The following is a 25476-nucleotide window of genomic DNA, read 5'->3' on the forward strand; positions in this document are numbered from 1 at the left end:
TCAGCGTCGTTTGACGAGATACTGGAACGTGAAGCCGGGAAACGCGAACACGACGAAGAGACTGAACGTGATCGCGTAAAACTGCCAGCCCTGTTCGAAGCGGTTGCCGGCGCGCGACTCGAGCCAGAAGCCAAGCGCGCCGACGACGAAGTACAGCACGATCAGCTCGCCGATCCGCATCCACGCATTCTTCTTCGTCGCGCCGAACGGCACGACGGCGAAGAGGCGTTGGTTCAGGAACGGCAGGTTGGCGCATACGAGCGCCAACAGCACGATGAACCAGCCGGCTGCCGACATTACAGCGGCAGCGTGTGACGGATTGCCTGCAGGCAGGCGGTCAGCAGCGGGCTCGGGATCAGGCCGAGCACGACGACCGCCAGGCCGTTCAGCACGAGGATCGTGCGCTTGCAGAAATCGCCCGAGATCGGCGTCGAATCCTGCGGGGCATCGAAGTACATCAGCTTGACGATGCGCAGGTAGTAGAACGCGCCGAACAGCGACGTGATCACGGCCAGCACGGCGAGCCACGTGAGACCCGCGTTGACGGTCGCCTCGAGCACGGCGAGCTTCGCGTAGAAGCCGACGGTCGGCGGGATGCCGGCCAGCGAGAACATCATGACCATCATCACGAACGCGAACACCGGGCTGCGCTTGTTGAGGCCCTTGAAGTCGTCGATCGTTTCGGCTTCGAAATCGCGGCGTGCGAGCAGCATCACCACGCCGAACGAGCCGAGCGTCGTGATCAGGTAGACGATCGCGTAGAACATCGCCGAGCTGTACGCGTTCGCCGGTGCCGCCGCGTCGCCCTTCACGATGCCCGCGAGCAGGCCGAGCAGCACGAAGCCCATGTTCGAGATCGCCGAGTACGCGAGCATCCGCTTGATGTTGCGCTGGACGATACCGGTGATGTTGCCGACGATCAGCGACAGCGCGGCGAGGATCACGAGCGCGGTCTGCCAGTTCTGCGCGAGCGGCAGCAGGCCCATTACCAGGAAGCGCAGGCCCCACGCGAACGCGGCAACCTTCGGGCCGCCGCCGACGAACAGCGTCATCGCGGTCGGTGCGCCCTGGTAGACGTCCGGCACCCACATGTGGAACGGCACGGCGCCGAGCTTGAACGCGATACCGGCGACGATGAAGACCACGCCGAACATCAGCACGGCCGCGTCGGTGTTGCCGCCGACCGCCTTGTACACTTCGCCGAGCTCGAGCGAGCCGGTCGCGCCGTAGAGCATCGAGATGCCGTACAGCACGAAACCCGACGCGAGCGCGCCCAGCACGTAGTACTTCATCGCGGCTTCGCTCGACTGCGCTGCATCGCGACGCAGCGCGATGACCGCGTACAGCGACAGCGACATCAGTTCGAGGCCGAGGTACAGCGTCAGGAAGTTATTGCCCGACACCATGACCAGCTGGCCGAGCAGCGAGAACATGCCGAGCAGGAACACGTCGCCGCGGAACATGTCGCGGTCTTCGAGGTACTTGCGCGAATAGACGAGCGAGACCGCGAAACCGAACGACACGACGGCCTTCATCATGCTCGCGAACGAGTCGACGACGACCATCTTCGAGAAGAAGTAGTACTGCTGCGGGTCGAGCGCCTGGACCGCGAACCACGCGCCGGCGACGACCGACGAAACGACCGCGATCAGATAGGTCAGGCGGCGGCCGGAAGCACCGGTAAAGGTGTCGTTCAGCCATGCGACGACGATGGCGGCCATCACCAGCGCGTCAGGCAACAGGACATTCATAGAGGCGTTTTGCATGATCTTGAGTTCCTCCGCTCGCGATTACTGGGCCAGCGGCAGCTTCGACTGCGCGACGTGGGAGAGGAGGTTTTCCACGGAAACGTGCATCACGTCGGTGAAAGGCTTCGGATACAGGCCCATCAGCAGCGTGAACGCGGCGAGCACGGCGAGCATCAGGAATTCGCGACGGCCGATGTCCTTCAGCTTGGCAACGTGATCGTTCGCCACCGCGCCGAAATACACGCGCTTGTACATCCACAGCGTGTAGGCCGCACCGAGGATCAGCGTGAACGCCGCGCCGAATGCGATCCAGAAGTTGTACTGGACGGCCGCGAGGATCACCATGAACTCGCCGACGAAACCCGAGGTACCCGGCAGGCCGCAGTTGGCCATCGAGAACAGCATCGCGAATGCCGCGAACTTCGGCATCACGTTCACGACACCGCCGTAATCGGCGATCTGGCGCGAGTGCACGCGGTCGTACAGCACGCCGATGCAGAGGAACATCGCGCCCGACACGAAGCCGTGCGAGATCATCTGGATGATCGCGCCTTCGACGCCGAGCTGGTTGAAGATGAAGAAGCCGAGCGTGACGAAGCCCATGTGCGCGATCGACGAATACGCGACCAGCTTCTTCATGTCGGCCTGCACCATCGCGACGAGGCCGATGTAGATCACCGCGATCAGCGACAGCGTGATCACGACGGGCGCCAGGAAATGGCTCGCGTCAGGCGTGATCGGCAGCGAGAAGCGCAGGAAACCGTATGCGCCGAGCTTCAGCATGATCGCGGCCAGCACGACCGAGCCGCCCGTCGGCGCTTCCACGTGCGCGTCCGGCAACCACGTGTGCACCGGCCACATCGGCACCTTCACCGCGAACGCGAGGAAGAACGCGATGAACAGCAGGATCTGTGGCGTCATCGCGATCTTCGCGTTCTGCCACGTCGCGAGGTCGAACGAGTGCGTTTCCGTGTACAGGTAAATCAGCGCGACCAGCATCAGCAGCGAACCGGCCAGCGTGTACAGGAAGAACTTGAACGCCGCATACACGCGGTTCGGGCCGCCCCACACGCCGATGATGATGTACATCGGGATCAGGGTCGCCTCGAAGAACACGTAGAACAGCAGGCCGTCGGCCGCCGAGAACACGCCGATCATGATCCCGGACAGGATCAGGAACGCCGCGAGGTATTGCGCGACGTTCTCGGTGATCACTTCCCATGCGGCGATCACGACGATCACCGTGATCAGCGCGGTCAGCACGACGAACCACATCGAGATGCCGTCGACGCCGAGGTGATACGAGATGTCGAAGCGTTCGATCCAGGTCGACTTCTCGACGAACTGCAGCGCGGCCGTGCTCGAATCGAAGCCCGTGATCAGCGGGAGCGTGACCGCGAGGCCGAGCAGCGCACCGATCAGCGCGACCCAGCGGGCCGTCCCCGGATTTTTGTCGTTACCCACCGCAAGCACGAGGAGGCCGAAAACGATCGGCAGCCAGATCGCGGTACTGAGAATCGGAAAAGCGTGCATTAGTGTTGTCCCCCCGCCTTATTTGCCGCCGAGCGTTACAAACAGGGTCAGGAGCCCCAGCATGCCGATGATCATGGCGAACGCGTAGTGATAGATGTAACCGGATTGGAGGAAGCGGATCACGCCGGCGAACCAGCCGATGAACCGGGCGCTGCCGTTGACGAGGCCGTCGATCACCACGACGTCGCCCTCCTTCCACAGGCCGCGGCCGATCGCCACCGAACCGCGGGCGAACACCACTTCGTTGATCTTGTCCATGTAGTACTTGTTGTCCAGCAGCGTGTAGATCGGGCCGAACGCGCGGCGGATCGACGCCGGCAGCTCCGGACGCTTCAGATACAGGAACCACGCGACGACGACACCGGCGAGCGCCAGCCACACCGGCAGGCCCGACACCGAGTGCAGGCCCATGCCGACCCAGCCATGGAACTCTTCGGCCATCTCGGCGAGCGCCGGATGGTTTTCGCCGATGAAGATCACCTTGTCGAATGCGACGCCGTGCTGGAAGAAGTCGCCGAACAGCATCGGGCTGACCGCGATCGCGCCGATGATCACCGACGGGATCGCCAGCAGGACCAGCGGCACCCACACGACCCACGGGGTCTCGTGCGGCTCGTGCGCGTGGTCGTCATGACCGTGGCCATGGCCGTGATCGTCGTGGCCGTGCGCGGCCGCCATGCCCATCGGCGATTCCGGATGCTTCGGATTGCGGAAGCGCTCTTCGCCGTGGAACACCAGGAAGTACATGCGGAACGAGTACAGCGCCGTGACGAACACGCTCGCGACGACCGCGAAGTACGCGAAGCCCGAACCCGGCAGGTGCGACAGCTTCACCGCGTCGATGATCGAGTCCTTCGAGTAGAAACCCGAGAAGAACGGCGTACCGATCAGCGCGAGCGAACCGACGAGCGACGTGATCCACGTGATCGGCATGTACTTGCGCAGGCCGCCCATGTTGCGCATGTCCTGGTCGTGGTGCATGCCCATGATGACCGAGCCGGCGCCGAGGAACAGCAGCGCCTTGAAGAACGCGTGCGTCATCAGGTGGAACACGGCGACCGGATAAGCGGACACGCCGAGCGCGACGGTCATGTAACCGAGCTGCGACAGCGTCGAGTACGCGACCACGCGCTTGATGTCGTTCTGGACGATGCCGAGGAAGCCCATGAAGAGCGCCGTGATCGCGCCGATCACCGTGATGAACGACAGCGCGGTATCCGACAGTTCGAACAGCGGCGACATGCGCGACACCATGAAGATGCCGGCCGTCACCATCGTCGCCGCGTGAATCAGCGCCGAGATCGGGGTCGGGCCTTCCATCGAGTCCGGCAGCCACACGTGCAGCGGGAACTGCGCCGACTTGCCCATCGCGCCGATGAACAGGCAGATACAGGCAACGGTCAGCAGGCCCCAGTCGGTGCCCGGGAAGTGCAGGCTCGCGAGCTCCGCGCGCTTCGCGAACACTTCGCCGTAGTTCATCGAGCCGGCGAACGCGAGCAGCAGGCCGATGCCGAGCAGGAAGCCGAAGTCGCCCACGCGGTTCACGAGGAACGCCTTCATGTTCGCGTAGATCGCGCTCTCACGCGTGAAGTAGAAGCCGATCAGCAGGTACGACACCAGACCCACTGCTTCCCAGCCGAAGAACAGCTGCAGGAAGTTGTTGCTCATCACGAGCATCAGCATCGAGAACGTGAACAGCGAGATGTACGAGAAGAAGCGCTGGTAGCCGTCTTCCTCCGCCATGTAGCCGATCGTGTACACGTGCACCATCAGCGAGACGAAGGTCACGACGACCATCATCATCGCGGTCAGCGAATCGACGAGGAAGCCGACTTCGAGCTTCAGCGAGCCGACGTTCATCCATTCGTAGACGGTCGCGTTGAAGCTTGCGCCGCCCATCACGTCGAAGAAGACTTTCGCCGACAGGAGGAACGCGATCAATACGCCGAGGATCGTGATCCGATGTGCGCCCTTGCGCCCGACTGCGTTCCCGAACAGCCCCGCAATCAGCGAGCCGGCCAGCGGAGCGAGCGGAATCGCCAGCAGCAGGTTTTCATTGAGTGTCGTTGACATAACAGCGTTGCCTGAAATTAACCTTTGAGCTGATCGAGATCCTCGACATTGATCGTGTCGAGCTTACGGAACAGGGTCACCAGAATGGCGAGACCGATCGCGGCTTCCGCTGCGGCGACGGTCAGCACGAAGAACACGAAGATCTGGCCGTGCACGTCGCCGAGGTAATGCGAGAACGCGACGAAGTTGGTGTTCACCGCCAGCAGCATCAGTTCGATCGACATCAGGATGATGATGACGTTACGGCGGTTCAGGAAGATCCCGACGATCGCGATCGCGAACAGGATCGCGCCGAGCACAAGGTAGTGAGCAAGAGTCAGCATGGTTTTCTTTTCCTCCGCTTAGCCGTTGGTGCCCGAACCGGGTTCGCTTTGTGCCGTTTCCGGCTCCGGCTTGTCCGCTTCCATCTTCACGAGGCGCACGCGGTCGTTGCGGCGCACCTTGACCTGATCCGACACGCGCTGGCGCTTGCTGTCCTTGCCCTTGCGCTCGGTCAGCCCGATCGCGGCAATGATCGCGACCAGCAGCACGAGGCCGGCGATTTCGAACGCGAAGATGTAGTCGGTGTAGATCACCTTGCCGATCAGGCGCGTATTCGACCAGTTGGCCATCTCGCCCGTCGCCATCGCATGCACGGTGTGCGTGTCGCCGTAACCGCGCCACAGGATCAGCGCGGTTTCGATCACGATGATCGCGCCGACCACGGTTGCCATCGGCACGAAGCGCTTGAAGTCGCGGCGCAGGTAGTCGATGTTGATGTCCAGCATCATCACGACGAACAGGAACAGCACCATCACCGCGCCCACGTAGACCAGAACCAGCAGGATCGCGAGGAATTCCGCTTCCAGCAGCATCCAGATCGCGGCGGCGTTGAAGAACGCCAGCACAAGGAAAAGCGCAGACGCCACCGGGTTGCGCGAAGTGATCACCTTCAGCCCTGATACCACCAGGAGCAGCGCGAAGATGTAGAACAGTACGGTCGTGAATTCCATGATTACCGGTTCATCGTTAGGCCATAGTCAGGCGCGGCTTGCGGGACGCCCGCACCCGTCGCGGCGGCTCGGCCCGTTCATGCCGGGCCGGCACTGCAAACACAATCAACGATACGGCGCGTCGGCAGCCTTCGCCGCGGCGATGTCCTTCTCGTAGCGATCGCCCACCGCGAGCAGCATTTCCTTCGTGAAATACAGGTCGCCGCGCTTTTCGCCGTGGTACTCGAGAATCTGCGTCTCGACGATCGAATCGACCGGGCAGCTCTCTTCGCAGAAACCGCAGAAGATGCACTTCGTCAGGTCGATGTCGTAGCGCGTCGTGCGGCGCGTGTTGTCCGCGCGCGTTTCCGATTCGATCGTGATCGCCAGCGCGGGGCACACGGCCTCGCACAGCTTGCACGCGATGCAGCGCTCTTCGCCGTTCTCGTAGCGGCGTAGTGCATGCAGCCCGCGGAAACGCGGCGAGATCGGGGTCTTCTCTTCCGGGAACTGCACGGTGAACTTGCGCTTGAACGTGTAACGACCGGTCAGCGCGAGCCCCTTCAGCAGCTCGGTCAGGAAGAAAGTCTTAAAGAAGTGTTGGATAGCCGTCATGATTTCGTCCGATCTTTACTTCGCCCAGATGTTCAGCGGCGACATCATCCAGAAGCCGACCACGATCACCCAGACCACCGTGACGGGCAGGAACACCTTCCAGCCCAGACGCATGATCTGGTCGTAACGGTAGCGCGGGAACGTCGCGCGCACCCAGATGAATACCGACAGCAGCGCGAAGACCTTCAGCACCAGCCAGAAGATGCCCGGAATGAACGACAGGAATTCGAACGGCGCGTCCCAGCCGCCGAGGAACAGCGTCGCCGCCAGCGCCGAGATCACGATCATGTTGATGTACTCGGCGAGGAAGAACAGCGCGAACGCCATGCCCGAGTAGTCGATCATGTGACCCGCGACGATCTCCGACTCCCCTTCCACCACGTCGAACGGGTGACGGTTCGTTTCGGCGATGCCCGAGATGAAGTAGACGACGAACGCCGGCAGGAGCGGCAGCCAGTTCCACGACAGGAAATTCACGCCATGGCCGGCGAAGAAGCCGTGCTGTTGCGAACCGACGATTTCCGACAGGTTCAGGCTGCCGGCGGTCATCAGCACGAGCACCAGCGCGAAGCCCATCGAGATTTCGTACGACACCATCTGTGCCGCGGCGCGCATCGCGCCGAGGAACGCGTACTTCGAGTTCGACGCCCAGCCCGCGAGAATCACCGCGTACACGCCGATCGACGAGATCGCCATCGCGTACAGCAGGCCCGCGTTCACGTTCGCGAGAACGGCCTCGGCCTGGAACGGAATCACGGCCCACACGGCGAACGCCGGCACGACGGTCATCACCGGCGCGATCAGGTACAGCCAGCGGCTGGCGGCGCTCGGCTGGATGACTTCCTTCAGCAGCAGCTTCAGCACGTCGGCGATCGGCTGCAGCAGGCCGCCGGGGCCGACGCGGTTCGGGCCGAGACGCACGTGCATCCAGCCGATCAGCTTGCGTTCCCACAGAATCAGGTACGCGACGCACAGCAGGATGACGACGGAGACGACGAGGATGCGCACGACTGCCCACACCGTCGGCCACGCGAAGCCGAGAAGCTCGGCCCCGCCCGCGTTGATCGTATCGAACAAGCTCATTTACGCCTTCTCCACCACCAGTTCACCGGACAGGCTGCCGAGCGCTGCGCCGGCAGGCGTCGCCGCCGACACGCGAACGACCGTCTCCGCAAGATTCGCGTCGCGCACGGCCGGCAACTGCACCGCACGCTCGCCCTGGCGCACGCGCACGGCGTCGCCTTCCTTCAAGCCCAGCTTGTCGAACAGCGCGGCCGGCAGGGCTGCGGCGTTCGCCGCCTTCGCGGCGGCCGTCAGGTGCAGCGCACCTGCGCGGCGCACGAGCGCGTCGGCGTGATAGATCGGCACGTCGGCCAGGCGCTCGAAACCGCCGTTCGCGGCAGTCGCCGCGGCACGAGCCGGCGCGACCGACGTCTGGTTCGACAGACGGCCCGCGACGACGCCGTCGCCGAGCGCGGCGACCCGCACTTCTTCGGCGGTCTCGTATTCGAAGTTCGGCAGGCCGAGCAGGCTGCCGAGCACGCGCAACACCTTCCAGCCCGGACGCGTGTCGCCGAGCGGGCGCACGACGCCGTTGAAGCCCTGCACGGTGCCTTCGGCGTTGACGAACGTACCGGCCGTTTCCGTGAACGGCGCCACCGGCAGCAGCACGTCGGCGTAGTCGAGGCCGTGCTTGAACGGCGACATCACGACGACCATCTCCGCCTGGTTCAGCGCGGCCAGTGCCTGCGCCGGATCGGCGGTGTCGAATTCAGGTTCGACGTTCAGCAGCACGTAGCCCTTGCGCGGCTGCGCGAATGCTTCGCGTGCGTTCAGGCCGCCTTCGCCCGGCAGTGCGCCGACGACGTGCGCGCCGACCGTGTTCGCCGCTTCCGTCAGGAAGCCGAACGTGGCGCCGGTGTTGTCGGCGATCCACTGGGCGACGGCGTGCAGCTTCGCGAATTGCGGATGACGGACCGCGACATTGCCGAGCAGCACCGCGCGGCGTTCGCCGTTCGCGAGCGACTGCGCGATGGCTTGCGCGGCCGGCGATGCGGCGACGCCTGCGAGCGCGTCGGGCAGCGCGACGCCGCGCAGTTGCGCGACGGCCGCGGCGATGCCGGCCAGCTCGTCAAGCCATGCGGAGGGCGCGGCGACGATGCGTTGCGCGCTCGGGATCAGCGAATCGTCACCGGTCGCGTGCAGGAAGTGCAGCTTCGCGCCGTTCTTCGCAGCCTGACGCAGGCGCGATGCGAACAGCGGGTGGTCGCGGCGCAGGAACGAACCGACGACGAACGCGGCGTCCACGTTCGACAGGTCGGCGATCGGCATGCCGAGCCACGGCGCGCCTTGAACCGGCGCCGAGAAATCCTGCTGACGCAGACGGAAGTCGACGTTCGGCGTCTTCAGTTCGTTGGCGAGCTGCTTCACGAGGAACAGCTCTTCCGCGGTGCTGTGCGCGCTCGCGAGCATCGCCAGCGCGTTCGAGCCGTGATCCGCGGCGATGCCCTTCAGGCCCTTCGCGACGTATTCGAGCGCGGTCTGCCAGTCGGTTTCGATCCACTGGCCGCCCTGCTTGAGCATCGGCTTCGTCAGGCGCTCTTCGCTGTTGAGGCCTTCATACGAGAAGCGGTCCTTGTCCGAGATCCAGCACTCGTTGATTGCTTCGTTCTCGAACGGCAGCACGCGCATCACGCGATTGTTCTTCACCTGCACGACGAGGTTCGCGCCGACGGAATCGTGCGGGCTCACCGACCTGCGGCGCGACAGTTCCCACGTACGGGCGCTGTAGCGGAACGGCTTGCTGGTCAGCGCGCCGACCGGGCACAGGTCGATCATGTTGCCCGACATTTCGGAGTCGACCGTCTTGCCGACGAACGTCGTGATTTCCGAATGCTCGCCGCGGCCCAGCATGCCGAACTCCATCACGCCGGCAATTTCCTGGCCGAAGCGGACGCAGCGCGTGCAGTGGATGCAGCGCGACATTTCTTCCATCGAGATCAGCGGGCCCACGTTCTTGTGGAACACCACGCGCTTTTCTTCCGAGTAGCGCGACGACGACTTGCCGTAGCCGACCGCCAGATCCTGCAACTGGCATTCGCCGCCCTGATCGCAGATCGGGCAATCGAGCGGGTGATTGATGAGGAGGAATTCCATCACCGACTGCTGCGCCTTCACAGCCTTGTCGGACTGCGTGCGGACGATCATGCCGGCCGACACGGGGGTCGCGCAGGCAGGCACGGCCTTCGGCATCTTCTCGACTTCGACGAGACACATCCGGCAGTTGGCCGCAACCGACAGTTTCTTGTGATAGCAGAAGTGAGGAATGTACGTATCCGCCTTGTGCGCAGCCTGGATCACCATGCTGCCTTCGGGCACCTCGACCTTCTTGCCGTCTATTTCAAGTTCAACCATGATGGTGAATGGTCCTTAACCTATTTCCGCCCGTTCGCGCCTTCGCCCGACCGTGCGCTCAAATTCCGCAATCGGGTTCGCTTCAGGCCGCCGCCGCGTGCGCGTGGCCGCCGACCATGCAGTGCTTGTGCTCGACGTGGTACGCGAATTCGTCCCAGTAGTGCTTGAGCATCCCGCGCACCGGCATCGCCGCCGCATCGCCGAGCGCACAGATCGTGCGGCCCATGATGTTCTCGGCCACCGAGTTCAGCAGGTCCAGATCTTCCTGACGCCCTTCGCCGTGCTCGATACGGTTCACGACGCGATACAGCCAGCCGGTGCCTTCGCGGCACGGCGTGCACTGACCGCACGATTCCTCGTAGTAGAAGTACGACAGACGCAGCAGCGAGCGCACCATGCAGCGCGTCTCGTCCATCACGATCACCGCGCCGGAACCGAGCATCGAGCCCGCCTTCGCGATCGCGTCGTAGTCGAGATCGGTCTGCATCATGATGTCGCCCGGGATCACCGGCGCCGACGAACCGCCCGGAATCACGGCCTTGATCTTCCTGCCGCCGCGCATCCCGCCGGCGAGCTCCATCAGCGTCGCGAACGGCGTGCCGAGCGGCACTTCGTAGTTGCCCGGACGCTCGACATCGCCCGACACCGAGAAAATCTTCGTGCCGCCGTTGTTCGGCTTGCCGATCTCGAGGTAATTCTGCGGCCCGATGGACAGCAGGAACGGCACCGCCGCGAACGTCTCGGTGTTGTTGATCGTGGTCGGCTTGCCGTACACGCCGAAGCTCGCCGGGAACGGCGGCTTGAAGCGCGGCTGGCCCTTCTTGCCTTCGAGCGACTCGAGCAGCGCCGTTTCCTCGCCGCAGATGTACGCGCCGTAACCGTGGTGCGCGTGCAGCTGGAACGAGAATTCCGAGCCCATGATGTTGTCGCCGAGGAACCCGGCCGCGCGCGCTTCATCGAGCGCGGCTTCGAAGCGTCGATACACTTCGAAGATTTCGCCGTGGATGTAGTTGTAGCCGACGGTGATGCCCATCGCGTACGCGCCGATGGCCATGCCTTCGATCAGCGCGTGCGGGTTCCAGCGCAGGATGTCGCGATCCTTGAACGTGCCCGGCTCGCCTTCGTCCGAGTTGCAGACGAGATACTTCTGCCCCGGGAACTGACGCGGCATGAAGCTCCATTTCAGGCCGGTCGGGAAACCCGCACCGCCGCGGCCGCGCAAGCCCGACGCCTTCACGTCGGCGATCACCTGCTCGGGCGAAATCTTTTCTTCGAGAATGCGGCGCAGCTGCTTGTAGCCGCCGCGCGCAACGTAGTCTTCGAGGTGCCAGTTCTCGCCGTTCAGACCAGCGAGGATCAGCGGTTTGATGTGACGGTCGTGGAGGGACGTCATTTCGAGAGCTCCTCAAGCAGCTGGTCGATCTTCTCGCGGCTCATGAAGCTGCACATTCTGTGATTGTTCACCAGCAGCACCGGCGCATCGCCGCACGAGCCCATGCATTCGCCTTCCTTCAGCGTGAACTTGCCGTCAGGCGTGGTCTCGCCGAAGCCGATGCCCAGCTTCTGTTTCAGGTAGTCGGCAGCCGCTTCCGCGCCGCCATGCGGGCCGAGCTGGCACGGCAGGTTCGTGCAGAGCGTGATCTTGTGCTTGCCGACCGGTTTGAGCTCGTACATCGTGTAGAACGTCGCGACTTCCTGCACGGCAACGGCCGGCATGCCGAGATAGTCCGCGACGAACTGCATCAGTTCGGGCGACAGCCAGCCGTGCTCTTCCTGAGCAACGGCCAACGCCGACATCACGGCGGACTGTTTCTGATCGGCGGGATACTTCGTCAACGCTCGATCGATTTCCTTCAGGCCTTCAGCTGAGATCATTTTCAGACACGACTCTTTCAATTCCTACCGAACGAACAACCTGCCGCACATCGGGGTGCATGGACGGCAGACCTGGCGCTCACTCTGTTGACAGCTTGCGAAGCCGCGCCGATTCGGCGCATACCGCATGTGACTTCGCGTGCGACTGACTGCTCGCCGCCCGCGCTCGCGGGCGGCGCAACCATTAGCGATCGATTTCGCCGAACACGATGTCCTGCGTACCGATGATCGTGACGGCGTCGGCGATCATGTGACCGCGCGCCATTTCGTCGAGCGACGCCAGGTGCGCGAAACCCGGCGCGCGAATCTTGAGGCGATACGGCTTGTTGGCGCCATCGGACACGAGGTAGATACCGAACTCACCCTTCGGATGCTCGACCGCCGCGTACGCTTCGCCTTCCGGCACGTGGAAACCTTCAGTGAAGAGCTTGAAGTGGTGAATCAAGTCTTCCATGTTGGTCTTCATGCCGACGCGCGACGGCGGGGCAACCTTGTGATTGTCCGTCATCACCGGGCCCGGATTCTTGCGGAGCCACTCAATACACTGTTTCGCGATGCGGATCGACTGGCGCATTTCCTCGACGCGCACCAGATAGCGGTCGTAGCAATCGCCGTTCACGCCGACCGGCACGTCGAAATCCATCCGATCGTACACTTCGTAGGGCTGCTTCTTGCGCAGGTCCCACGCGATGCCCGAGCCGCGCAGCATCGGGCCCGTCAGGCCCATCTGCAGCGCACGTTCGGGGCTCACCACGCCGATCCCGACCAGACGCTGTTTCCAGATCCGGTTGTCGGTCAGCAGCGTTTCGTATTCGTCGACGCACTTCGGGAAGCGCGTGAAGAAATCGTCGATGAAGTCGAGCACCGAGCCGCTGCGCGCTTCGTTCATCCTCGCGAGCGCCTTCTCGTTGCGAATCTTCGACGCCTTGTATTGCGGCATGACGTCAGGCAGATCGCGATAGACGCCGCCCGGACGATAGTACGCCGCGTGCATCCGGGCGCCGGACACCGCTTCGTACACGTCCATCAGATCTTCGCGTTCGCGGAACGCGTATAGGAACACGGCCATCGCGCCGACGTCGAGCGCGTGCGCGCCGATCCACATCAGGTGGTTCAGCACGCGCGTGATTTCGTCGAACAGCACGCGGATGTACTGCGCGCGCTCCGGCACGTCGATGCCGAGCAGCTTTTCGATCGCGAGCACGTAGCCGTGCTCGTTGACCATCATCGACACGTAGTCGAGACGGTCCATGTACGGCACGGACTGGATGAAGGTCTTGGATTCCGCGAGCTTTTCCGTCGCGCGGTGCAGCAGGCCGATGTGCGGATCGGCACGCTGGATGACTTCGCCGTCGAGCTCGAGCACGAGGCGCAGCACGCCGTGCGCTGCCGGGTGCTGCGGGCCGAAGTTGAGCGTGTAGTTCTTGATTTCTGCCATGACGCCCCCTTAATGTTTCAGACCGCCATAGCGATCCTCGCGGATCACGCGCGGCGTGATTTCGCGCGGCTCGATCGTCACCGGCTGGTACACGACCCGCTTCTCTTCCGGGTCGTAACGCATTTCGACGTAGCCCGACACCGGGAAGTCCTTGCGGAACGGGTGACCGATGAAGCCGTAGTCGGTGAGGATGCGGCGCAGGTCGGGGTGGCCTTCGAACACGATGCCGTACAGGTCGAACGCTTCTCGCTCGTACCAGTTCGCCGAGGTCCAGATGTCGACCAGCGACGCCACGATCGGCAGATCGTCGTCCGGCGCGAATGCGCGCAGGCGCAGGCGCCAGTTGTTCGTGACCGACAGCAGGTGCGACACGGCCGCGAAGCGCGGGCCGTCGTAGGCACCGTCGCCGAAGGTCTGGTAGTCGACGCCGCAGAGGTCGATCAGTTGCTCGAAACGGAGCTTCGGATCGTCGCGCAGCGTCTTTGCGACTTCGAGGTAATCGCTCGCCTTCACGACGAGCGTCAGTTCACCAATCGCTTCGGTGAGGCTCACCACGCGCGCGCCGAGCGCGGCTTCCAGGTTTGCCTTGAGGGTCTCGATTTTGCTTGCCATATTGAGGGGACGCTCGGGGCTTTATTGACGGGCGATGGTATTGGTGCGGCGGATCTTCGCCTGAAGCTGGATCACGCCGTAGACCAGCGCCTCGGCCGTGGGCGGACAGCCCGGCACGTAGACGTCGACCGGCACGATCCGGTCGCAGCCGCGGACCACCGAGTACGAGTAGTGGTAGTAACCACCGCCGTTCGCGCACGACCCCATCGAGATCACCCAGCGCGGCTCGGCCATCTGGTCGTACACGCGGCGCAGCGCGGGCGCCATCTTGTTGCACAGCGTGCCGGCGACGATCATCACGTCCGATTGACGCGGGCTCGGACGAAACACGACGCCGAACCGATCCAGATCGTAACGGGCCGCGCCCGCATGCATCATCTCGACGGCGCAACACGCGAGCCCGAACGTCATCGGCCACAGCGAGCCGGTACGCGTCCAGTTGATCAGCTTGTCAGCCGTCGTGGTGACAAACCCTTCCTTCAAGACCCCTTCGATACTCATTTGCTTTCCACTCCAGAGGAGCGACCGAGCGTGGCCGCCCATGCAAACCGGCGATTAACCCATCACTCCCAGTCGAGGCCGCCTTTCTTCCAGATATAGGCAAAGCCCAGCAGGAATTCGAGCAGAAAAATCATCATTGCGATGAAACCCGGCCAGCCGATGTCCCGGAGCGCGACGCCCCACGGAAACAGGAATGCGGTTTCGAGATCGAAGATGATGAACAGGATGGCGACGAGGTAATACCGAACGTCGAATTTCATCCGGGCGTCTTCAAAGGCTTCGAAGCCGCACTCGTACGGTGCGTTCTTCTCGACGTCCGGCTTGTTGGGACCAAGGAGCTTGCCGATGCTGACCAGCGCTATACCTAAACCAGTGCCCACGAGGAGGAACAACAAGACGGGGTAATAGGCTGCGAGGTTCAAGGCAATCCTCTATCGGTTGGTTCTGAGCGTCCGGAGAATACCACTTCCGGAGGAAGGAATCATTTCGGAGTACAGGCGATCGCAAGACAACCGCAAGCACACCCCACAAATGAAAAATGCCAGCCACTAGAAGCGGCTGGCATTGAGTAACTTTGGTGCCGACGGCGAGACTCGAACTCGCACAGCTTTCGCCACTACCCCCTCAAGATAGCGTGTCTACCAATTTCACCACGTCGGCACTGCATGCAACTCGGGTTGTGCTGCTTGTTCCCGCGAATCGCTTCAAGAATTAAATTCTAACCCGAGTTCTGGATTTGTTCAACGCACAACCGCAAAAAAATTAACTTTTTATTTCGGGACATCCTGGCCCGGCGCGCTTGCGGCCGAACCGGCGGCAGCGGACGCCGCGACGGCCGGCGTCGATGCCGCGGGGGCCGACGCCGGTGCGGTTACTGCCGCGCCGAGCACGCCTGCCGACGGCGTCGACTTGTACGAACCGAGGTACGTCAGCGCGAGCGTCGCGATGAAGAAGATCGTCGCGAGAATGCCCGTCGTGCGCGACAGGAAGTTCGCCGAGCCCGTCGCTCCGAACAGGCTACCCGACGCGCCGCTGCCGAATGCGGCGCCCATGTCGGCGCCCTTGCCATGCTGCAGCAGCACGAGCCCAATCACACCCAGTGCAGACAGCACCTGCACGACAATAATCAGCGTCTTGAATAACAGCATCACACCCACCCGATTGGTCGGGCGACCGGACCGACCGGCCGCCGTCATGGTTCAATTCGATCTCGGACCGCTCAACGCGCGGCCCGGCAGATCGCCAGGAAATCTTCCGCCTTCAGCGACGCGCCGCCGATCAGGCCGCCGTCGATGTCCGGCTGCGCGAACAGCTCTTCCGCGTTGTCCGGCTTCACGCTGCCGCCGTACAGCACGGACACGTCCGCCGCACCCTTTGCCGCGAGACGCGTACGCAGGAACGCGTGCACGTCCTGTGCCTGCGCCGACGTCGCGCTCTTGCCCGTGCCGATCGCCCAGACCGGCTCGTACGCGACGACGATGCGGGCGGCTTCGTCAGCCGTCAGCGCGACCAGCACCGCATCGAGCTGCGCACCGACGACCCGCTCGGTCGCCCCCGACTCGCGCTCGTCGAGCGTCTCGCCGACGCACACGACCGGCGTGAGGCCGGCGGCAAGCGCGCGTTGCGTCTTCGCGGCGACCGTCTCGTTGCTTTCGCCGTGATACGCGCGACGCTCCGAATGGCCGACGATCGCATACTGCGCGCCGAACTCCGCCACCATCGCAGCCGCCACCTCACCGGTGAACGCGCCTTGCTCGTGCGCGGACACGTCCTGCGCGCCGAACGCGACGCGGCCGCCGCCGAGCTGCGCCTGAACCTGCGCGAGATACGGGAACGGCACGCACACGCCGATCGACGTTTCAGCCGCCACCGCGCCCGCACCCTGCACCACTTCGTTCAGCAGCACCTGGTTGCCGGCCAGCCGGCCGTGCATCTTCCAGTTGCCGATCACTCGCTTTGTTCGTTGTTTCGACATCGTGTCCGTCTCGTCACTATCTTGTCATTAACGTGCCGGAACCCGGCCGTCAGGTTGGATCTGGCGAAGCAAACCCGCGATTTTACTGCGCGCGGCTTGAACCGGTCAAACCGCGTATGTCAAGCCCGCCGCGCGGGGCGTCACGCGTTCGCGCCCCAATCCAGCACGATCTTGCCGATGTGCTCGCCGCTCTCCATCAGCGCATGCGCCTGCGCGGCCTCGCCGGCCGGCAGCACACGATAGATCACGGGCTTGATGCGAGCGTCGGCCAGCAGCGGCCACACGCGTGCCTTCAACTGCGCGGCGATGCGCGCCTTGAACTCGACCGGGCGCGGGCGCAGCGTCGAGCCCGTCACCGTCAGCCGGCGGCGCAGGATCTCGTTCAGGTTGACCTCGGCCTTCGCGCCGCCGAGCAGCGCGATCAGCACGAGACGGCCGCCGTCCGCGAGCGCGGACAGCTCGCGCGGCACGTACGAGCCCGCCACCATGTCGAGGATCACGTCGACACCGCGATCGTGCGTCAGCGACTTCACGACTTCGACGAAGTCTTCGGTCTTGTAGTCGATCGCGCGCTCGGCGCCGAGCGCCTCGCACGCACGGCACTTGTCGGCGGTGCCGGCCGTCGCGAACACGCGAAAGCCGAGCGCATGCGCGATCTGGATCGCCGTCACGCCGATGCCGCTCGAGCCGCCCTGCACGAGCAGCGTCTCCTGCTCGCCGCCCTCGCCCGCGCCGAGTTGCGCACGGTCGAACACGTTGCTCCACACGGTGAAGAACGTTTCGGGCAACGATGCGGCCTCGATATCGGTGAGGCCGTCGGGCACCGGCAGGCACTGCGGCAGCGGCGCGACCGCATATTCGGCATAGCCGCCGCCCGCGAGCAGCGCGCATACGCGATCGCCGAGCTTCAGGCCGAACGGGTTCAGCGCCGAGTCTGACAAATCGCCGCCGACGATCTCGCCCGCGACCTCGAGGCCCGGCAGATCCGACGCACCCGGCGGCGGCGCATAGGCGCCCTTGCGCTGGAACACGTCGGGCCGGTTCACGCCGGAAGCCGCCACCTTGATCAGCACCTCGCCGCGCTTCGGTTCGGGGCGCGGACGCTCCGCGAGCTTCAGCACGTCGGGGGCGCCGAATTCGGTGATTTCGATGGCTTTCATGGTGAGAGTCGCTCCAGGATCGGAATCGGATGGCACGCCCGTGCGCACGGCGCGGGCGCCTCGCCGGCGCTGCTGCGCCGCACAACGATGCTACAGAAAAAACGGCCGGCACGCTTTCGCACTGCCGGCCGTTGGTCCGCCCGTCCGCTTACTGCTGCGGCGGCGTATCCGACTGCGCTGCCGCCGCTGCTTCATTCAGCAGCGCCTTGGCCGACAGACGCACGCGACCCTTCTCGTCCGTCTGGATCACCTTGACCTTCACCTGCTGACCTTCCTTCAGGTAGTCGTTGATGTCCTTCACGCGCTCGTTGACGATTTCCGAGATGTGCAGCAAGCCGTCCTTGCCCGGCAGCAGGTTCACGATCGCGCCGAAATCGAGCAGCTTGAGCACCGTGCCTTCGTACACCTGGCCGACTTCGATTTCAGCGGTGATCTGCTCGATGCGCTTCTTCGCTTCGGCCATGCCTTCGCTGTTCGTGCTCGCGATCGTCACGACGCCGTCGTCCGAAATGTCGATGGTCGTGCCCGTTTCTTCCGTCAGCGCGCGGATCACCGAACCGCCCTTGCCGATCACGTCGCGGATCTTTTCCGGGTTGATCTTGACCGTGATCATGCGCGGCGCGAATTCCGACAGTTGCGTGTTCGCACCCGACACCGCCGACGTCATCTTGCCGAGGATGTGCATGCGGCCTTCCTTCGCCTGCGCGAGCGCGACCTGCATGATTTCCTTCGTGATGCCCTGGATCTTGATGTCCATCTGCAGCGCCGTCACGCCTTGCTCCGTGCCGGCCACCTTGAAGTCCATGTCGCCGAGGTGATCTTCGTCGCCGAGGATGTCGGTCAGCACCGCGAACTTGTTGCCTTCGAGGATCAGGCCCATCGCGATACCCGCGACGTGCGCCTTCATCGGCACGCCGGCGTCCATCAGGGCGAGGCAGCCGCCGCACACCGATGCCATCGACGACGAACCGTTCGATTCGGTGATTTCCGACACGACGCGGATCGAGTAGCCGAATTCGTCGGCGCTCGGCAGGCACTTGACCAGCGCGCGCTTCGCGAGGCGGCCGTGACCGACTTCGCGGCGCTTCGGCGAGCCGACGCGGCCCGTTTCACCGGTCGCGAACGGGGGCATGTTGTAGTGGAGCATGAAGCGCTCGCGGTATTCGCCTTCGAGCGCGTCGATGATCTGCTCGTCACCCTTCGTGCCGAGCGTCGCGACGACCAGCGCCTGCGTCTCGCCGCGCGTGAACAGCGCCGAGCCGTGGGTACGCGGCAGCACGCCGGTGCGGATCTCGATCGGGCGCACGGTGCGCGTGTCGCGGCCGTCGATACGCGGCTCGCCGTTCAGGATCTGCGAACGGACGATCTTCGCTTCGATGTCGAACAGCACGTTGCCGACCGTGGCCTTGTCGGCCGCGACCGTACCGGCCGCCAGCGCGTCTGCCTCGAGCTTCGCCGACGTCGCCGCGTAGACTTCCTTCAGCTTCGCCGAACGCGCCTGCTTGTCGCGCAGTTGGTAAGCGGCGAGCAGATCGTTCTGCGCCAGCTCGGTCACGCGCGCGATCAGCGCCTCGTTCTTCGGCGCCGGCTGCCAGTCCCACTCGGGCTTGCCGCCGTCGCGGACCAGGTCGTGGATCGCGTCGATCGCGACCTGCATCTGCTCGTGGCCGAACACCACGGCGCCCAGCATCACGTCTTCCGTCAGTTGATCGGCTTCCGACTCGACCATCAGCACGGCGCGCTCCGTACCCGCGACGACGAGGTCGAGGCTCGACGCCTTGAGCTGGTCACGCGTCGGGTTCAGCACGTACGCGTTGTCGATGTACGCCACACGCGCGGCACCGACCGGGCCGTTGAACGGCAGGCCCGACACGGCGAGCGCAGCCGATGCGCCGATCAGCGCGGGGATGTCCGCCGGGATTTCCGGGTTCACGGACAGCACGTGGATCACGACCTGCACTTCGTTGTAGAAGCCTTCCGGGAACAGCGGGCGCAGCGGGCGGTCGATCAGGCGCGACGTCAGCGTCTCGTGCTCCGACGGACGGCCTTCGCGGCGGAAGAAGCCGCCCGGGATCTTGCCGGCCGAGTAGGTCTTCTCGAGGTAGTCGACGGTCAGCGGGAAGAAATCCTGGCCCGGCTTCGCCGACTTCGCGCCGACGACGGTTGCCAGCACGACGGTGTCTTCGACGTCGACGATCACGGCGCCGCTCGCCTGGCGAGCGACTTCACCGGTTTCGAGGCGCACCTTGTGCTGGCCCCACTGGAATTCCTTCACGACCTTGTTGAACATGGACATGGTTGCTCCTTTGTATTCATGCATTTCATTCGCCGCGCCGGCGATCCCGCGCGGCGGCGTCCCGACCGAATCACCCGGAGCAAGGTGTGTTTTTTATGCCATTCCAGCGCGGCGCTCATGCAGCGACGCGCTGGAATGACACAAATCCCGCCCCGGTATCGGTCGTGGCGGCGGCCCCGCACGAACGTGCCGGACAGCCTGCGATGCGTGTGACGCTACGCACCGCGCAAAAACAAAATGCCTGTATCAGCGGACTGACACAGGCATCTTGCTGGCGGCAATCGCCTCGATTACTTACGCAGACCCAGCTTCTCGATCAGTGCGCGGTAACGGTCGGCATCCTTGCCCTTGAGGTAGTCGAGCAGCTTGCGGCGACGGCTCACCATGCGCAGCAGACCGCGGCGGCTGTGGTGATCCTTCGCGTGGGTCTTGAAGTGACCCGTCAGTTCGACGATACGTGCGGTCAGCAGTGCGACCTGGACTTCGGGCGACCCCGTGTCGTTGGTACCGCGGGCGAACTGAGCAACGACTTCCGACTTCTTGATATCTGCAACAGACATGTGATTTCCTTTCTAACTGAACAGGCGGACACGGAAGAATGGCCGTGCCGTGACTTACAACCGGCGCGCATTGTAGCACAACTCGATGCCGTTCTTACCGTCTCCTGTCACGGGCGTGTCATCGAGCACGTCGACGGCATTTCCGTACGCGGCGCCGGCACCGCGAGCACCGTCCGGAAGCCGTAGCCCGACCCTTCGTTGTCGAAGCGCACGCCCGGCGTGCCGGCCTTGTCCATTTCCATCACGTAAAGGGGTTGGATCAGCTGGTGATCCTGCGCGCGCATCCGCGACGCGTGGAAGCCGTCGTCGAACGACAGACCCTCGAGCGCACGCACGACCGCGACCGGGTCGGCCGAACCCGCGCGGGTCATCGCGGCGGCCAGCATTTCGATCATCTGGCTCATCCGCCGCACCGGATAGTCGTCCTGCACGGCCGGAAAACGGGCCCGGAACGCGCGGTAGAACGCGTCGGATTTGGCGCCGCCCGCGTTCGGGTGCCAGTCCGCGACGGCCAGGACATGGCCGACGCCCGCGTCGCCCAGGGCCGCCGGCGCGCCGAGGCTGTTGCCGTAGAACGTATAGAACTTCGCATCGAGCCCCTGTTCGCGCGCCGCCTTCACGAGCAGCGTGAGGTCGTTGCCCCAGTTGCCGGTCACGACCGCGTCCGCGCCGCTCGCGCGGATCTTCGCGATATACGGCGAGAAATCCTTGATTCGCCCGATCGGGTGGAATTCGTCGCCGGCGATCGTCACGTCCGGGCGCCGCGCGGCCAGCGCCTGCCGTGCGAGGACGCTGACGTCGTGGCCGAAGCTGTAGTCCTGGTTCAACAGATAGACCTTGCGCAGCGCGCGATCGCGCGCCATCACGTCCGCGAGCGCGGCCATCCGCATGCCGGCATGCGCGTCGAAGCGGAAATGCCAGAAACTGCAGCGCGCGCCGGTCAGCGCCGGATCGTCGGCCGAATAGTTCAGGAACAGCATCCGGTTGTCCGGATCGCGCGCGTTCAGCTTGTCGAGGGCGGCGACGAGCGCGGCCGCGACGGCCGAGCTGTTGCCCTGCGCGACGAAGCCGATATGGCGGTCGGCGGCCGCGCGCAACTGCACGAGCGCCTCCTCCGGGCTGCCCTTGCTGTCGAGCACGACGAGTTCGAGCGGGTGCGCGCCGTCGCGCAGCTTCACGCCGCCCGCCGCGTTGACCTGCTCGACGCCGAAGCGCAGGTTGCGCTCCACCGCCGCGCCCGCATTCGCGAACGGGCCCGACATCCCTTCGATCAGTGCGATCCGCACCGGCTCGCCGCCGGCAAATGCGGACGACACCAGCATCCACCCCGCGCTCCACGCGAGCGCGCATCGCTTCCATCCCTGCATCGGCCACCTGCCCTTCAATCCGCCCGAGAAGCGCGGATCATAGGCCGCCGCGGCAACCGCCTGCAAGCACGGCAGCGCGCGATCCGCACCGATTTTTTCCGCGCGATGCGCGATCATGCGCCGTCCGTGATAAAACGGGACTTGTTTCCGTGCTCTGGAGAATCCGATGCGCATTCGCATTCCCGCGCGCCTGCCGGTGCTCGCCGCCTGCGCCGCCGCGCTGCTGGCCGGTTGCGCACAACCGTGGCAGCAATACCAGGCCGGCCAGGACGAGTCGGCGATCGTCGCGCGCATGGGGCCGCCGCGCGAGATCTACGACCTGCCCGGCGGCGGCAAACGCCTGATGTGGCCGACCCAGCCGATGGGCGAAATCACGGTCGCGGCCGACGTCGATGCAGCCCACCGGATCGTCAACGTGCGCCAGGTGCTGCAGCCGAGCGAGTTCTATCGCGCGGAGATCGGCAAGTGGACGAAGACCGACGTCCTCGTCAATTTCGGACGCCCGGTCGAGACCTCCTACTTTCCGCTGATGAAGCGCGAGGTATGGACGTACCGGTATCTCGAGGACAACGTCTGGTACATGATGTACAGCTTCTACTTCGATCCGCAGGGCATCCTGCGCACCACGCAGAAAACGCCGGACCCGCTGCACGATCCCGATCGCCGCAACCTGTTCTGACCGATTGCGCATTTACGCGCAATTGTCGCAATGGCCATTCACGAATTATTGCGTGAATGGCCATTTCATTTTTTCCGTCGCCTTATTTAATTCAAGGAATAAGACGGAAAACTTTTCCGATCGATGACATTGCGATGGCAATACGCTGAACGTCCCGTCATGCGGGCCGTTGCGCGTAAACAGGCATGGACAGTGCATGTCACGCGTCGCATTGGTGCATGCAATGCACTACCGCCAATCAATTTGAAACAATTTGTTTCAACCCACCCTGAGTGCTAGGGCATACCCCTAATATCAGTCCAAATCAAACCTTTCAATTTAGAAAGCATGCGATTACGCCATTTCGTTCGATATTTATTTGCCTTTATCACAAAGGAGTCCTCATGAACCGCCCCAAGAGCATGCTGGTTGCCAACATTGCCTGGGCCCGCGAGACGCGCGAACACACGCCCGGCTTCTTCGATGCGCTCGCGCGCGGCCAGAACCCGCGCGTACTGTGGATCGGCTGCGCCGACAGCCGCGTGCCGGCCGAAACCATCACGCACTGCGCGCCCGGCGAGCTGTTCGTCCATCGCAACATCGCGAACCTGTTCCATCCCGACGACGACAATTCCGCCAGCGTGCTCGAGTACGCGGTGCGGGTGCTGAAGGTCGACCACGTGATCGTGTGCGGGCACTACGGGTGCGGCGGGGTCCGTGCGTCGCTGCTGCCGCCGCCCGCCGACCTGCCGCACGTCGCGCGCCGCATCGCGCCGCTCTGCGCACTCGCGCGGCGCCATCGCGACACGCTCGACGGGCTCGACGACCTGGCCGCCGCCGACCGCCTCGCCGAGCTGAACGTGCTCGAGCAGGTACGGCTGCTGCGCGCGTCGCCGATCGTACGCGGCCGCGAACGGCCGCCGCTCGTGCACGGCTGGATCTTTTCGCTCGCCGACGGCCGCCTGAAGGAGCTCGATTCCGGCTATACGGCGTCGCCGGCCGAAGCCGAGCCCGAGTCCGAGCCCGAACCTGCCGCGACCGCCGCCGCGCTCGGCTGACCCGCGCCCCGCCCTCCACGCCAACGAAACCACCCCCAACCATGAAACTGAACGAGCGCCTGTCCACCCTGCCGCGCGACATCGTCGCCGGCATCGTCGTTTTCCTCGTCGCGCTACCGCTCTGTCTCGGCATCGCCAACGCGTCCGGCGTCGAACCGTTCGCCGGGCTCGTGTCCGGCATCGTCGGCGGCATCGTCGTCGCGCTGCTGAGCGGCTCGTCGCTGTCCGTCAGCGGGCCGGCCGCCGGCCTCGTCGTGATCGTCGTCGAAGGGATCGCGCAACTCGGCAGCTTCTCTGCGTTCCTGCTCGCGGTGCTGCTGTCCGGCGTGCTCCAGTTCGGCTTCGGCATGCTGCGCGCGGGCCGCTTCGCCGCCTACGTGCCGTCGCCCGTCATCAAGGGCATGCTCGCCGCCATCGGCCTGCTGCTGATCGTGAAGCAGATTCCGTTCGCATTCGGCATTGGCGGGCCGGCCGCGCAATCGTTTGCGAATTGGCCGGGCCTGCCCGTCGCATGGGCCGCCACGGCCATCGCGCTCGTTTCGCTCGCGCTGCTCGTGGCATGGGACACCCCCGCGCTGCGCCGCTTCGCGCTGGTGCGCTCGGTGCCGGCGCCGCTTGCGGTGGTCATGCTCGGGATCGGCGCGACGCTCGTGCTGGGCTTCGTCGCGCCCGCGGTCGCACCGGGCGCCGCCCATCGCGTCACGCTGCCCGAACTCGGATCGTTCACCGCATTCGCCGCATCGCTCAAGCACGCGGAGCTCGGCCCGAACTTCGCGCAGCTCGTCAACCCGGACGTATGGCGCGTCGCGATCACGCTTGCGGTCGTCGCCAGCCTCGAGACGCTGCTGAGCCTCGAAGCGGTCGAGCAGATCGACCCCAAGCGCCGACCGGTGCAGCCCGATCGCGAACTGAAGGCCCAAGGCGTCGGTAACCTCGTCGCAGGTGCGGTCGGCGGCCTGCCGATCACGTCGGTGATCGTGCGCAGCTCGGTGAACGTCAACGCGGGCGCGCAAAGCCGGATGTCGGCGATCGTCCACGGGGTGCTGCTGCTCGCCAGCGTGTTCGCGCTCACGGGGCTGATCAACCTGATCCCGCTCGCGAGCCTGGCCGCGATCCTGATCCATACGGGCTTCAAGCTGGCGAAGCCGGCGCTGTTCCGCTCGGTGATGAAACAAGGCCCGGCCGCGTTCGTGCCGTTCGCCGCGACCATCGCCGGCGTGCTGGCGGTCGACCTGCTGTTCGGCATCGCGCTCGGCCTCGCGTGCAGCGTGCTGGCCGTCGCCTTCGCGAACCTGAAGAGCCCCGTCACGCTCGCGCAGCACGACGACCACTTCCTGCTGTCGTTCCGCAAGGACGTGTCGTTCATCGGCAAGGTGCAGGTCAAGCACCACCTGCGGCACATTCCGGACCGGGCGGCGGTGATCATCGACGCGACGCGCGCCGACTACATCGATCACGACGTGCTCGAACTGCTCGATGCGTTCGTCGCCGATGCGCCGCGGCGCGGGATCTCGGTCGAGTTCCGCCGGCGCAATCCGGCGCCCCGCGCGGCCTCGCGCCGCTGGCTGTTCCGCGCGCCGGCCGCCGAATGAGCGGAGCATGAAAAAACGCCCCGGCGGCGC

At 64.6% G+C, this 25476-nt stretch carries 24 protein-coding genes and 1 tRNA gene; 3 read left to right on the forward strand and 22 right to left on the reverse strand.

All coding sequences use genetic code 11. The features are described from left to right. The 22 genes from CFB46_RS15810 to CFB46_RS15920 all read right to left on the reverse strand — a co-directional run bounded on the left by CFB46_RS15810 (position 1) and on the right by CFB46_RS15920 (position 22138). Positions 1–297 (reverse strand): DUF2818 family protein, encoded by a 297-nt coding sequence (locus CFB46_RS15810; protein WP_089500453.1) that lies wholly within the window; start codon positions 295–297, stop codon positions 1–3. Then, a complete protein-coding gene (nuoN, locus tag CFB46_RS15815; protein WP_027784976.1) occupies positions 297–1751 on the reverse strand; it encodes an NADH-quinone oxidoreductase subunit NuoN in 1455 nt (484 codons plus the stop codon). The genes CFB46_RS15810 and nuoN overlap by 1 nt, the downstream gene beginning before the upstream one ends. Positions 1752–1790: 39 nt before the next feature. Continuing rightward, on the reverse strand, positions 1791–3281 hold the full coding sequence (locus CFB46_RS15820; RefSeq protein WP_089500455.1) for an NADH-quinone oxidoreductase subunit M: 1491 nt from the start codon (positions 3279–3281) through the stop codon (positions 1791–1793). An 18-nt stretch (positions 3282–3299) separates the two neighbouring features. Then, complete coding sequence (nuoL, locus tag CFB46_RS15825; protein WP_027784978.1) at positions 3300–5354, reverse strand: NADH-quinone oxidoreductase subunit L; 2055 nt, start codon at positions 5352–5354, stop codon at positions 3300–3302. Positions 5355–5371: 17 nt separating this feature from the next. Next, the gene (nuoK, locus tag CFB46_RS15830) at positions 5372–5677 is read right to left on the reverse strand and encodes an NADH-quinone oxidoreductase subunit NuoK (protein WP_006478272.1); all 306 of its coding nucleotides are present in this window, start codon (positions 5675–5677) and stop codon (positions 5372–5374) included. Positions 5678–5695: 18 nt separating this feature from the next. Beyond that, a complete protein-coding gene (locus CFB46_RS15835; protein ID WP_027784979.1) occupies positions 5696–6346 on the reverse strand; it encodes an NADH-quinone oxidoreductase subunit J in 651 nt (216 codons plus the stop codon). A 105-nt stretch (positions 6347–6451) separates the two neighbouring features. Further along, positions 6452–6940: an NADH-quinone oxidoreductase subunit NuoI gene (nuoI, locus tag CFB46_RS15840; protein WP_006478270.1), complete on the reverse strand. Its 489-nt coding sequence runs from the start codon at positions 6938–6940 to the stop codon at positions 6452–6454. Between the two features lie 15 nt (positions 6941–6955). Next, the gene (gene nuoH, locus CFB46_RS15845; protein ID WP_089468016.1) at positions 6956–8023 is read right to left on the reverse strand and encodes an NADH-quinone oxidoreductase subunit NuoH; all 1068 of its coding nucleotides are present in this window, start codon (positions 8021–8023) and stop codon (positions 6956–6958) included. After that, the gene (gene nuoG, locus CFB46_RS15850) at positions 8024–10354 is read right to left on the reverse strand and encodes an NADH-quinone oxidoreductase subunit NuoG (RefSeq protein WP_089500456.1); all 2331 of its coding nucleotides are present in this window, start codon (positions 10352–10354) and stop codon (positions 8024–8026) included. An 82-nt stretch (positions 10355–10436) separates the two neighbouring features. Then, positions 10437–11747: an NADH-quinone oxidoreductase subunit NuoF gene (gene nuoF, locus CFB46_RS15855; RefSeq protein ID WP_027784982.1), complete on the reverse strand. Its 1311-nt coding sequence runs from the start codon at positions 11745–11747 to the stop codon at positions 10437–10439. Continuing rightward, a complete protein-coding gene (gene nuoE / locus CFB46_RS15860; protein ID WP_027784983.1) occupies positions 11744–12229 on the reverse strand; it encodes an NADH-quinone oxidoreductase subunit NuoE in 486 nt (161 codons plus the stop codon). The genes nuoF and nuoE overlap by 4 nt, the downstream gene beginning before the upstream one ends. A 184-nt stretch (positions 12230–12413) precedes the next feature. Further along, positions 12414–13667, reverse strand: a complete 1254-nt coding sequence (locus tag CFB46_RS15865) for an NADH-quinone oxidoreductase subunit D (protein ID WP_027784984.1) — start codon at positions 13665–13667, stop codon at positions 12414–12416. Positions 13668–13676: 9 nt separating this feature from the next. Next, positions 13677–14279, reverse strand: coding sequence for an NADH-quinone oxidoreductase subunit C (locus CFB46_RS15870; RefSeq protein WP_006478264.1), 603 nt, complete (start codon positions 14277–14279; stop codon positions 13677–13679). Positions 14280–14300: 21 nt separating this feature from the next. Next, a complete protein-coding gene (locus CFB46_RS15875; RefSeq protein ID WP_006398799.1) occupies positions 14301–14780 on the reverse strand; it encodes a NuoB/complex I 20 kDa subunit family protein in 480 nt (159 codons plus the stop codon). Positions 14781–14842: 62 nt separating this feature from the next. Next, positions 14843–15202, reverse strand: coding sequence for an NADH-quinone oxidoreductase subunit A (locus CFB46_RS15880; protein WP_006398798.1), 360 nt, complete (start codon positions 15200–15202; stop codon positions 14843–14845). Positions 15203–15355: 153 nt separating this feature from the next. Continuing rightward, a tRNA-Leu gene (locus tag CFB46_RS15885) sits at positions 15356–15440 on the reverse strand. A gap of 110 nt (positions 15441–15550) precedes the next feature. Beyond that, positions 15551–15928 (reverse strand): preprotein translocase subunit SecG, encoded by a 378-nt coding sequence (secG, locus tag CFB46_RS15890; protein WP_027784985.1) that lies wholly within the window; start codon positions 15926–15928, stop codon positions 15551–15553. 71 nt (positions 15929–15999) lie between these two features. Then, the gene (tpiA, locus tag CFB46_RS15895) at positions 16000–16755 is read right to left on the reverse strand and encodes a triose-phosphate isomerase (protein WP_089500458.1); all 756 of its coding nucleotides are present in this window, start codon (positions 16753–16755) and stop codon (positions 16000–16002) included. 140 nt (positions 16756–16895) lie between these two features. Then, positions 16896–17915, reverse strand: coding sequence for an NAD(P)H-quinone oxidoreductase (locus CFB46_RS15900; protein WP_027784987.1), 1020 nt, complete (start codon positions 17913–17915; stop codon positions 16896–16898). A 148-nt stretch (positions 17916–18063) separates the two neighbouring features. Continuing rightward, positions 18064–20211 carry a polyribonucleotide nucleotidyltransferase gene (gene pnp / locus CFB46_RS15905; protein ID WP_089500459.1) on the reverse strand — a complete coding sequence of 716 codons (2148 nt, stop codon included), beginning with the start codon at positions 20209–20211 and terminating at the stop codon, positions 18064–18066. Between the two features lie 290 nt (positions 20212–20501). Next, the gene (gene rpsO, locus CFB46_RS15915; protein ID WP_006398792.1) at positions 20502–20771 is read right to left on the reverse strand and encodes a 30S ribosomal protein S15; all 270 of its coding nucleotides are present in this window, start codon (positions 20769–20771) and stop codon (positions 20502–20504) included. A 107-nt stretch (positions 20772–20878) separates the two neighbouring features. Further along, positions 20879–22138 (reverse strand): branched-chain amino acid ABC transporter substrate-binding protein, encoded by a 1260-nt coding sequence (locus CFB46_RS15920; protein WP_089500520.1) that lies wholly within the window; start codon positions 22136–22138, stop codon positions 20879–20881. Between the two features lie 166 nt (positions 22139–22304). On the opposite strand from CFB46_RS15920, the gene CFB46_RS15925 reads away from it, so the two are divergent. The 3 genes from CFB46_RS15925 (at position 22305) to CFB46_RS15935 (ending at position 25446) form a co-directional block, all read left to right on the forward strand. After that, positions 22305–22817, forward strand: coding sequence for a hypothetical protein (locus tag CFB46_RS15925; RefSeq protein WP_027784990.1), 513 nt, complete (start codon positions 22305–22307; stop codon positions 22815–22817). A gap of 383 nt (positions 22818–23200) precedes the next feature. After that, entirely contained in the window at positions 23201–23854 is a 654-nt protein-coding gene (locus tag CFB46_RS36890; RefSeq protein WP_027784991.1) for a carbonic anhydrase, read from the forward strand. Positions 23855–23895: 41 nt separating this feature from the next. After that, on the forward strand, positions 23896–25446 hold the full coding sequence (locus tag CFB46_RS15935) for a SulP family inorganic anion transporter (RefSeq protein ID WP_089500460.1): 1551 nt from the start codon (positions 23896–23898) through the stop codon (positions 25444–25446). The last annotated feature ends 30 nt before the right edge of the window (positions 25447–25476 follow it).

Source organism: Burkholderia sp. HI2761, from assembly GCF_002223355.1.
Taxonomy (GTDB): domain Bacteria; phylum Pseudomonadota; class Gammaproteobacteria; order Burkholderiales; family Burkholderiaceae; genus Burkholderia.

Coding starts and splice junctions, on each gene's coding strand:
- CFB46_RS15820 (WP_089500455.1), bottom strand. CDS start 3,281: ATGCACGCTTTTCCGATTCTCAGTACCGCGATCTGGCTGCCGATCGTT.
- CFB46_RS15875 (WP_006398799.1), bottom strand. CDS start 14,780: ATGAGTATCGAAGGGGTCTTGAAGGAAGGGTTTGTCACCACGACGGCT.
- CFB46_RS36890 (WP_027784991.1), top strand. CDS start 23,201: ATGAACCGCCCCAAGAGCATGCTGGTTGCCAACATTGCCTGGGCCCGC.
- nuoK (WP_006478272.1), bottom strand. CDS start 5,677: ATGCTGACTCTTGCTCACTACCTTGTGCTCGGCGCGATCCTGTTCGCG.
- nuoE (WP_027784983.1), bottom strand. CDS start 12,229: ATGATCTCAGCTGAAGGCCTGAAGGAAATCGATCGAGCGTTGACGAAG.
- CFB46_RS15835 (WP_027784979.1), bottom strand. CDS start 6,346: ATGGAATTCACGACCGTACTGTTCTACATCTTCGCGCTGCTCCTGGTG.
- nuoI (WP_006478270.1), bottom strand. CDS start 6,940: ATGACGGCTATCCAACACTTCTTTAAGACTTTCTTCCTGACCGAGCTG.
- nuoH (WP_089468016.1), bottom strand. CDS start 8,023: ATGAGCTTGTTCGATACGATCAACGCGGGCGGGGCCGAGCTTCTCGGC.
- CFB46_RS15925 (WP_027784990.1), top strand. CDS start 22,305: ATGCGCATTCGCATTCCCGCGCGCCTGCCGGTGCTCGCCGCCTGCGCC.
- nuoL (WP_027784978.1), bottom strand. CDS start 5,354: ATGTCAACGACACTCAATGAAAACCTGCTGCTGGCGATTCCGCTCGCT.
- CFB46_RS15935 (WP_089500460.1), top strand. CDS start 23,896: ATGAAACTGAACGAGCGCCTGTCCACCCTGCCGCGCGACATCGTCGCC.
- nuoF (WP_027784982.1), bottom strand. CDS start 11,747: ATGACGTCCCTCCACGACCGTCACATCAAACCGCTGATCCTCGCTGGT.
- CFB46_RS15900 (WP_027784987.1), bottom strand. CDS start 17,915: ATGAAAGCCATCGAAATCACCGAATTCGGCGCCCCCGACGTGCTGAAG.
- CFB46_RS15865 (WP_027784984.1), bottom strand. CDS start 13,667: ATGGCAGAAATCAAGAACTACACGCTCAACTTCGGCCCGCAGCACCCG.
- pnp (WP_089500459.1), bottom strand. CDS start 20,211: ATGTCCATGTTCAACAAGGTCGTGAAGGAATTCCAGTGGGGCCAGCAC.
- nuoG (WP_089500456.1), bottom strand. CDS start 10,354: ATGGTTGAACTTGAAATAGACGGCAAGAAGGTCGAGGTGCCCGAAGGC.
- CFB46_RS15810 (WP_089500453.1), bottom strand. CDS start 297: ATGTCGGCAGCCGGCTGGTTCATCGTGCTGTTGGCGCTCGTATGCGCC.
- CFB46_RS15870 (WP_006478264.1), bottom strand. CDS start 14,279: ATGGCAAGCAAAATCGAGACCCTCAAGGCAAACCTGGAAGCCGCGCTC.
- secG (WP_027784985.1), bottom strand. CDS start 15,928: ATGCTGTTATTCAAGACGCTGATTATTGTCGTGCAGGTGCTGTCTGCA.
- rpsO (WP_006398792.1), bottom strand. CDS start 20,771: ATGTCTGTTGCAGATATCAAGAAGTCGGAAGTCGTTGCTCAGTTCGCC.
- nuoN (WP_027784976.1), bottom strand. CDS start 1,751: ATGAATGTCCTGTTGCCTGACGCGCTGGTGATGGCCGCCATCGTCGTC.
- tpiA (WP_089500458.1), bottom strand. CDS start 16,755: ATGTCGAAACAACGAACAAAGCGAGTGATCGGCAACTGGAAGATGCAC.
- CFB46_RS15920 (WP_089500520.1), bottom strand. CDS start 22,138: ATGCAGGGATGGAAGCGATGCGCGCTCGCGTGGAGCGCGGGGTGGATG.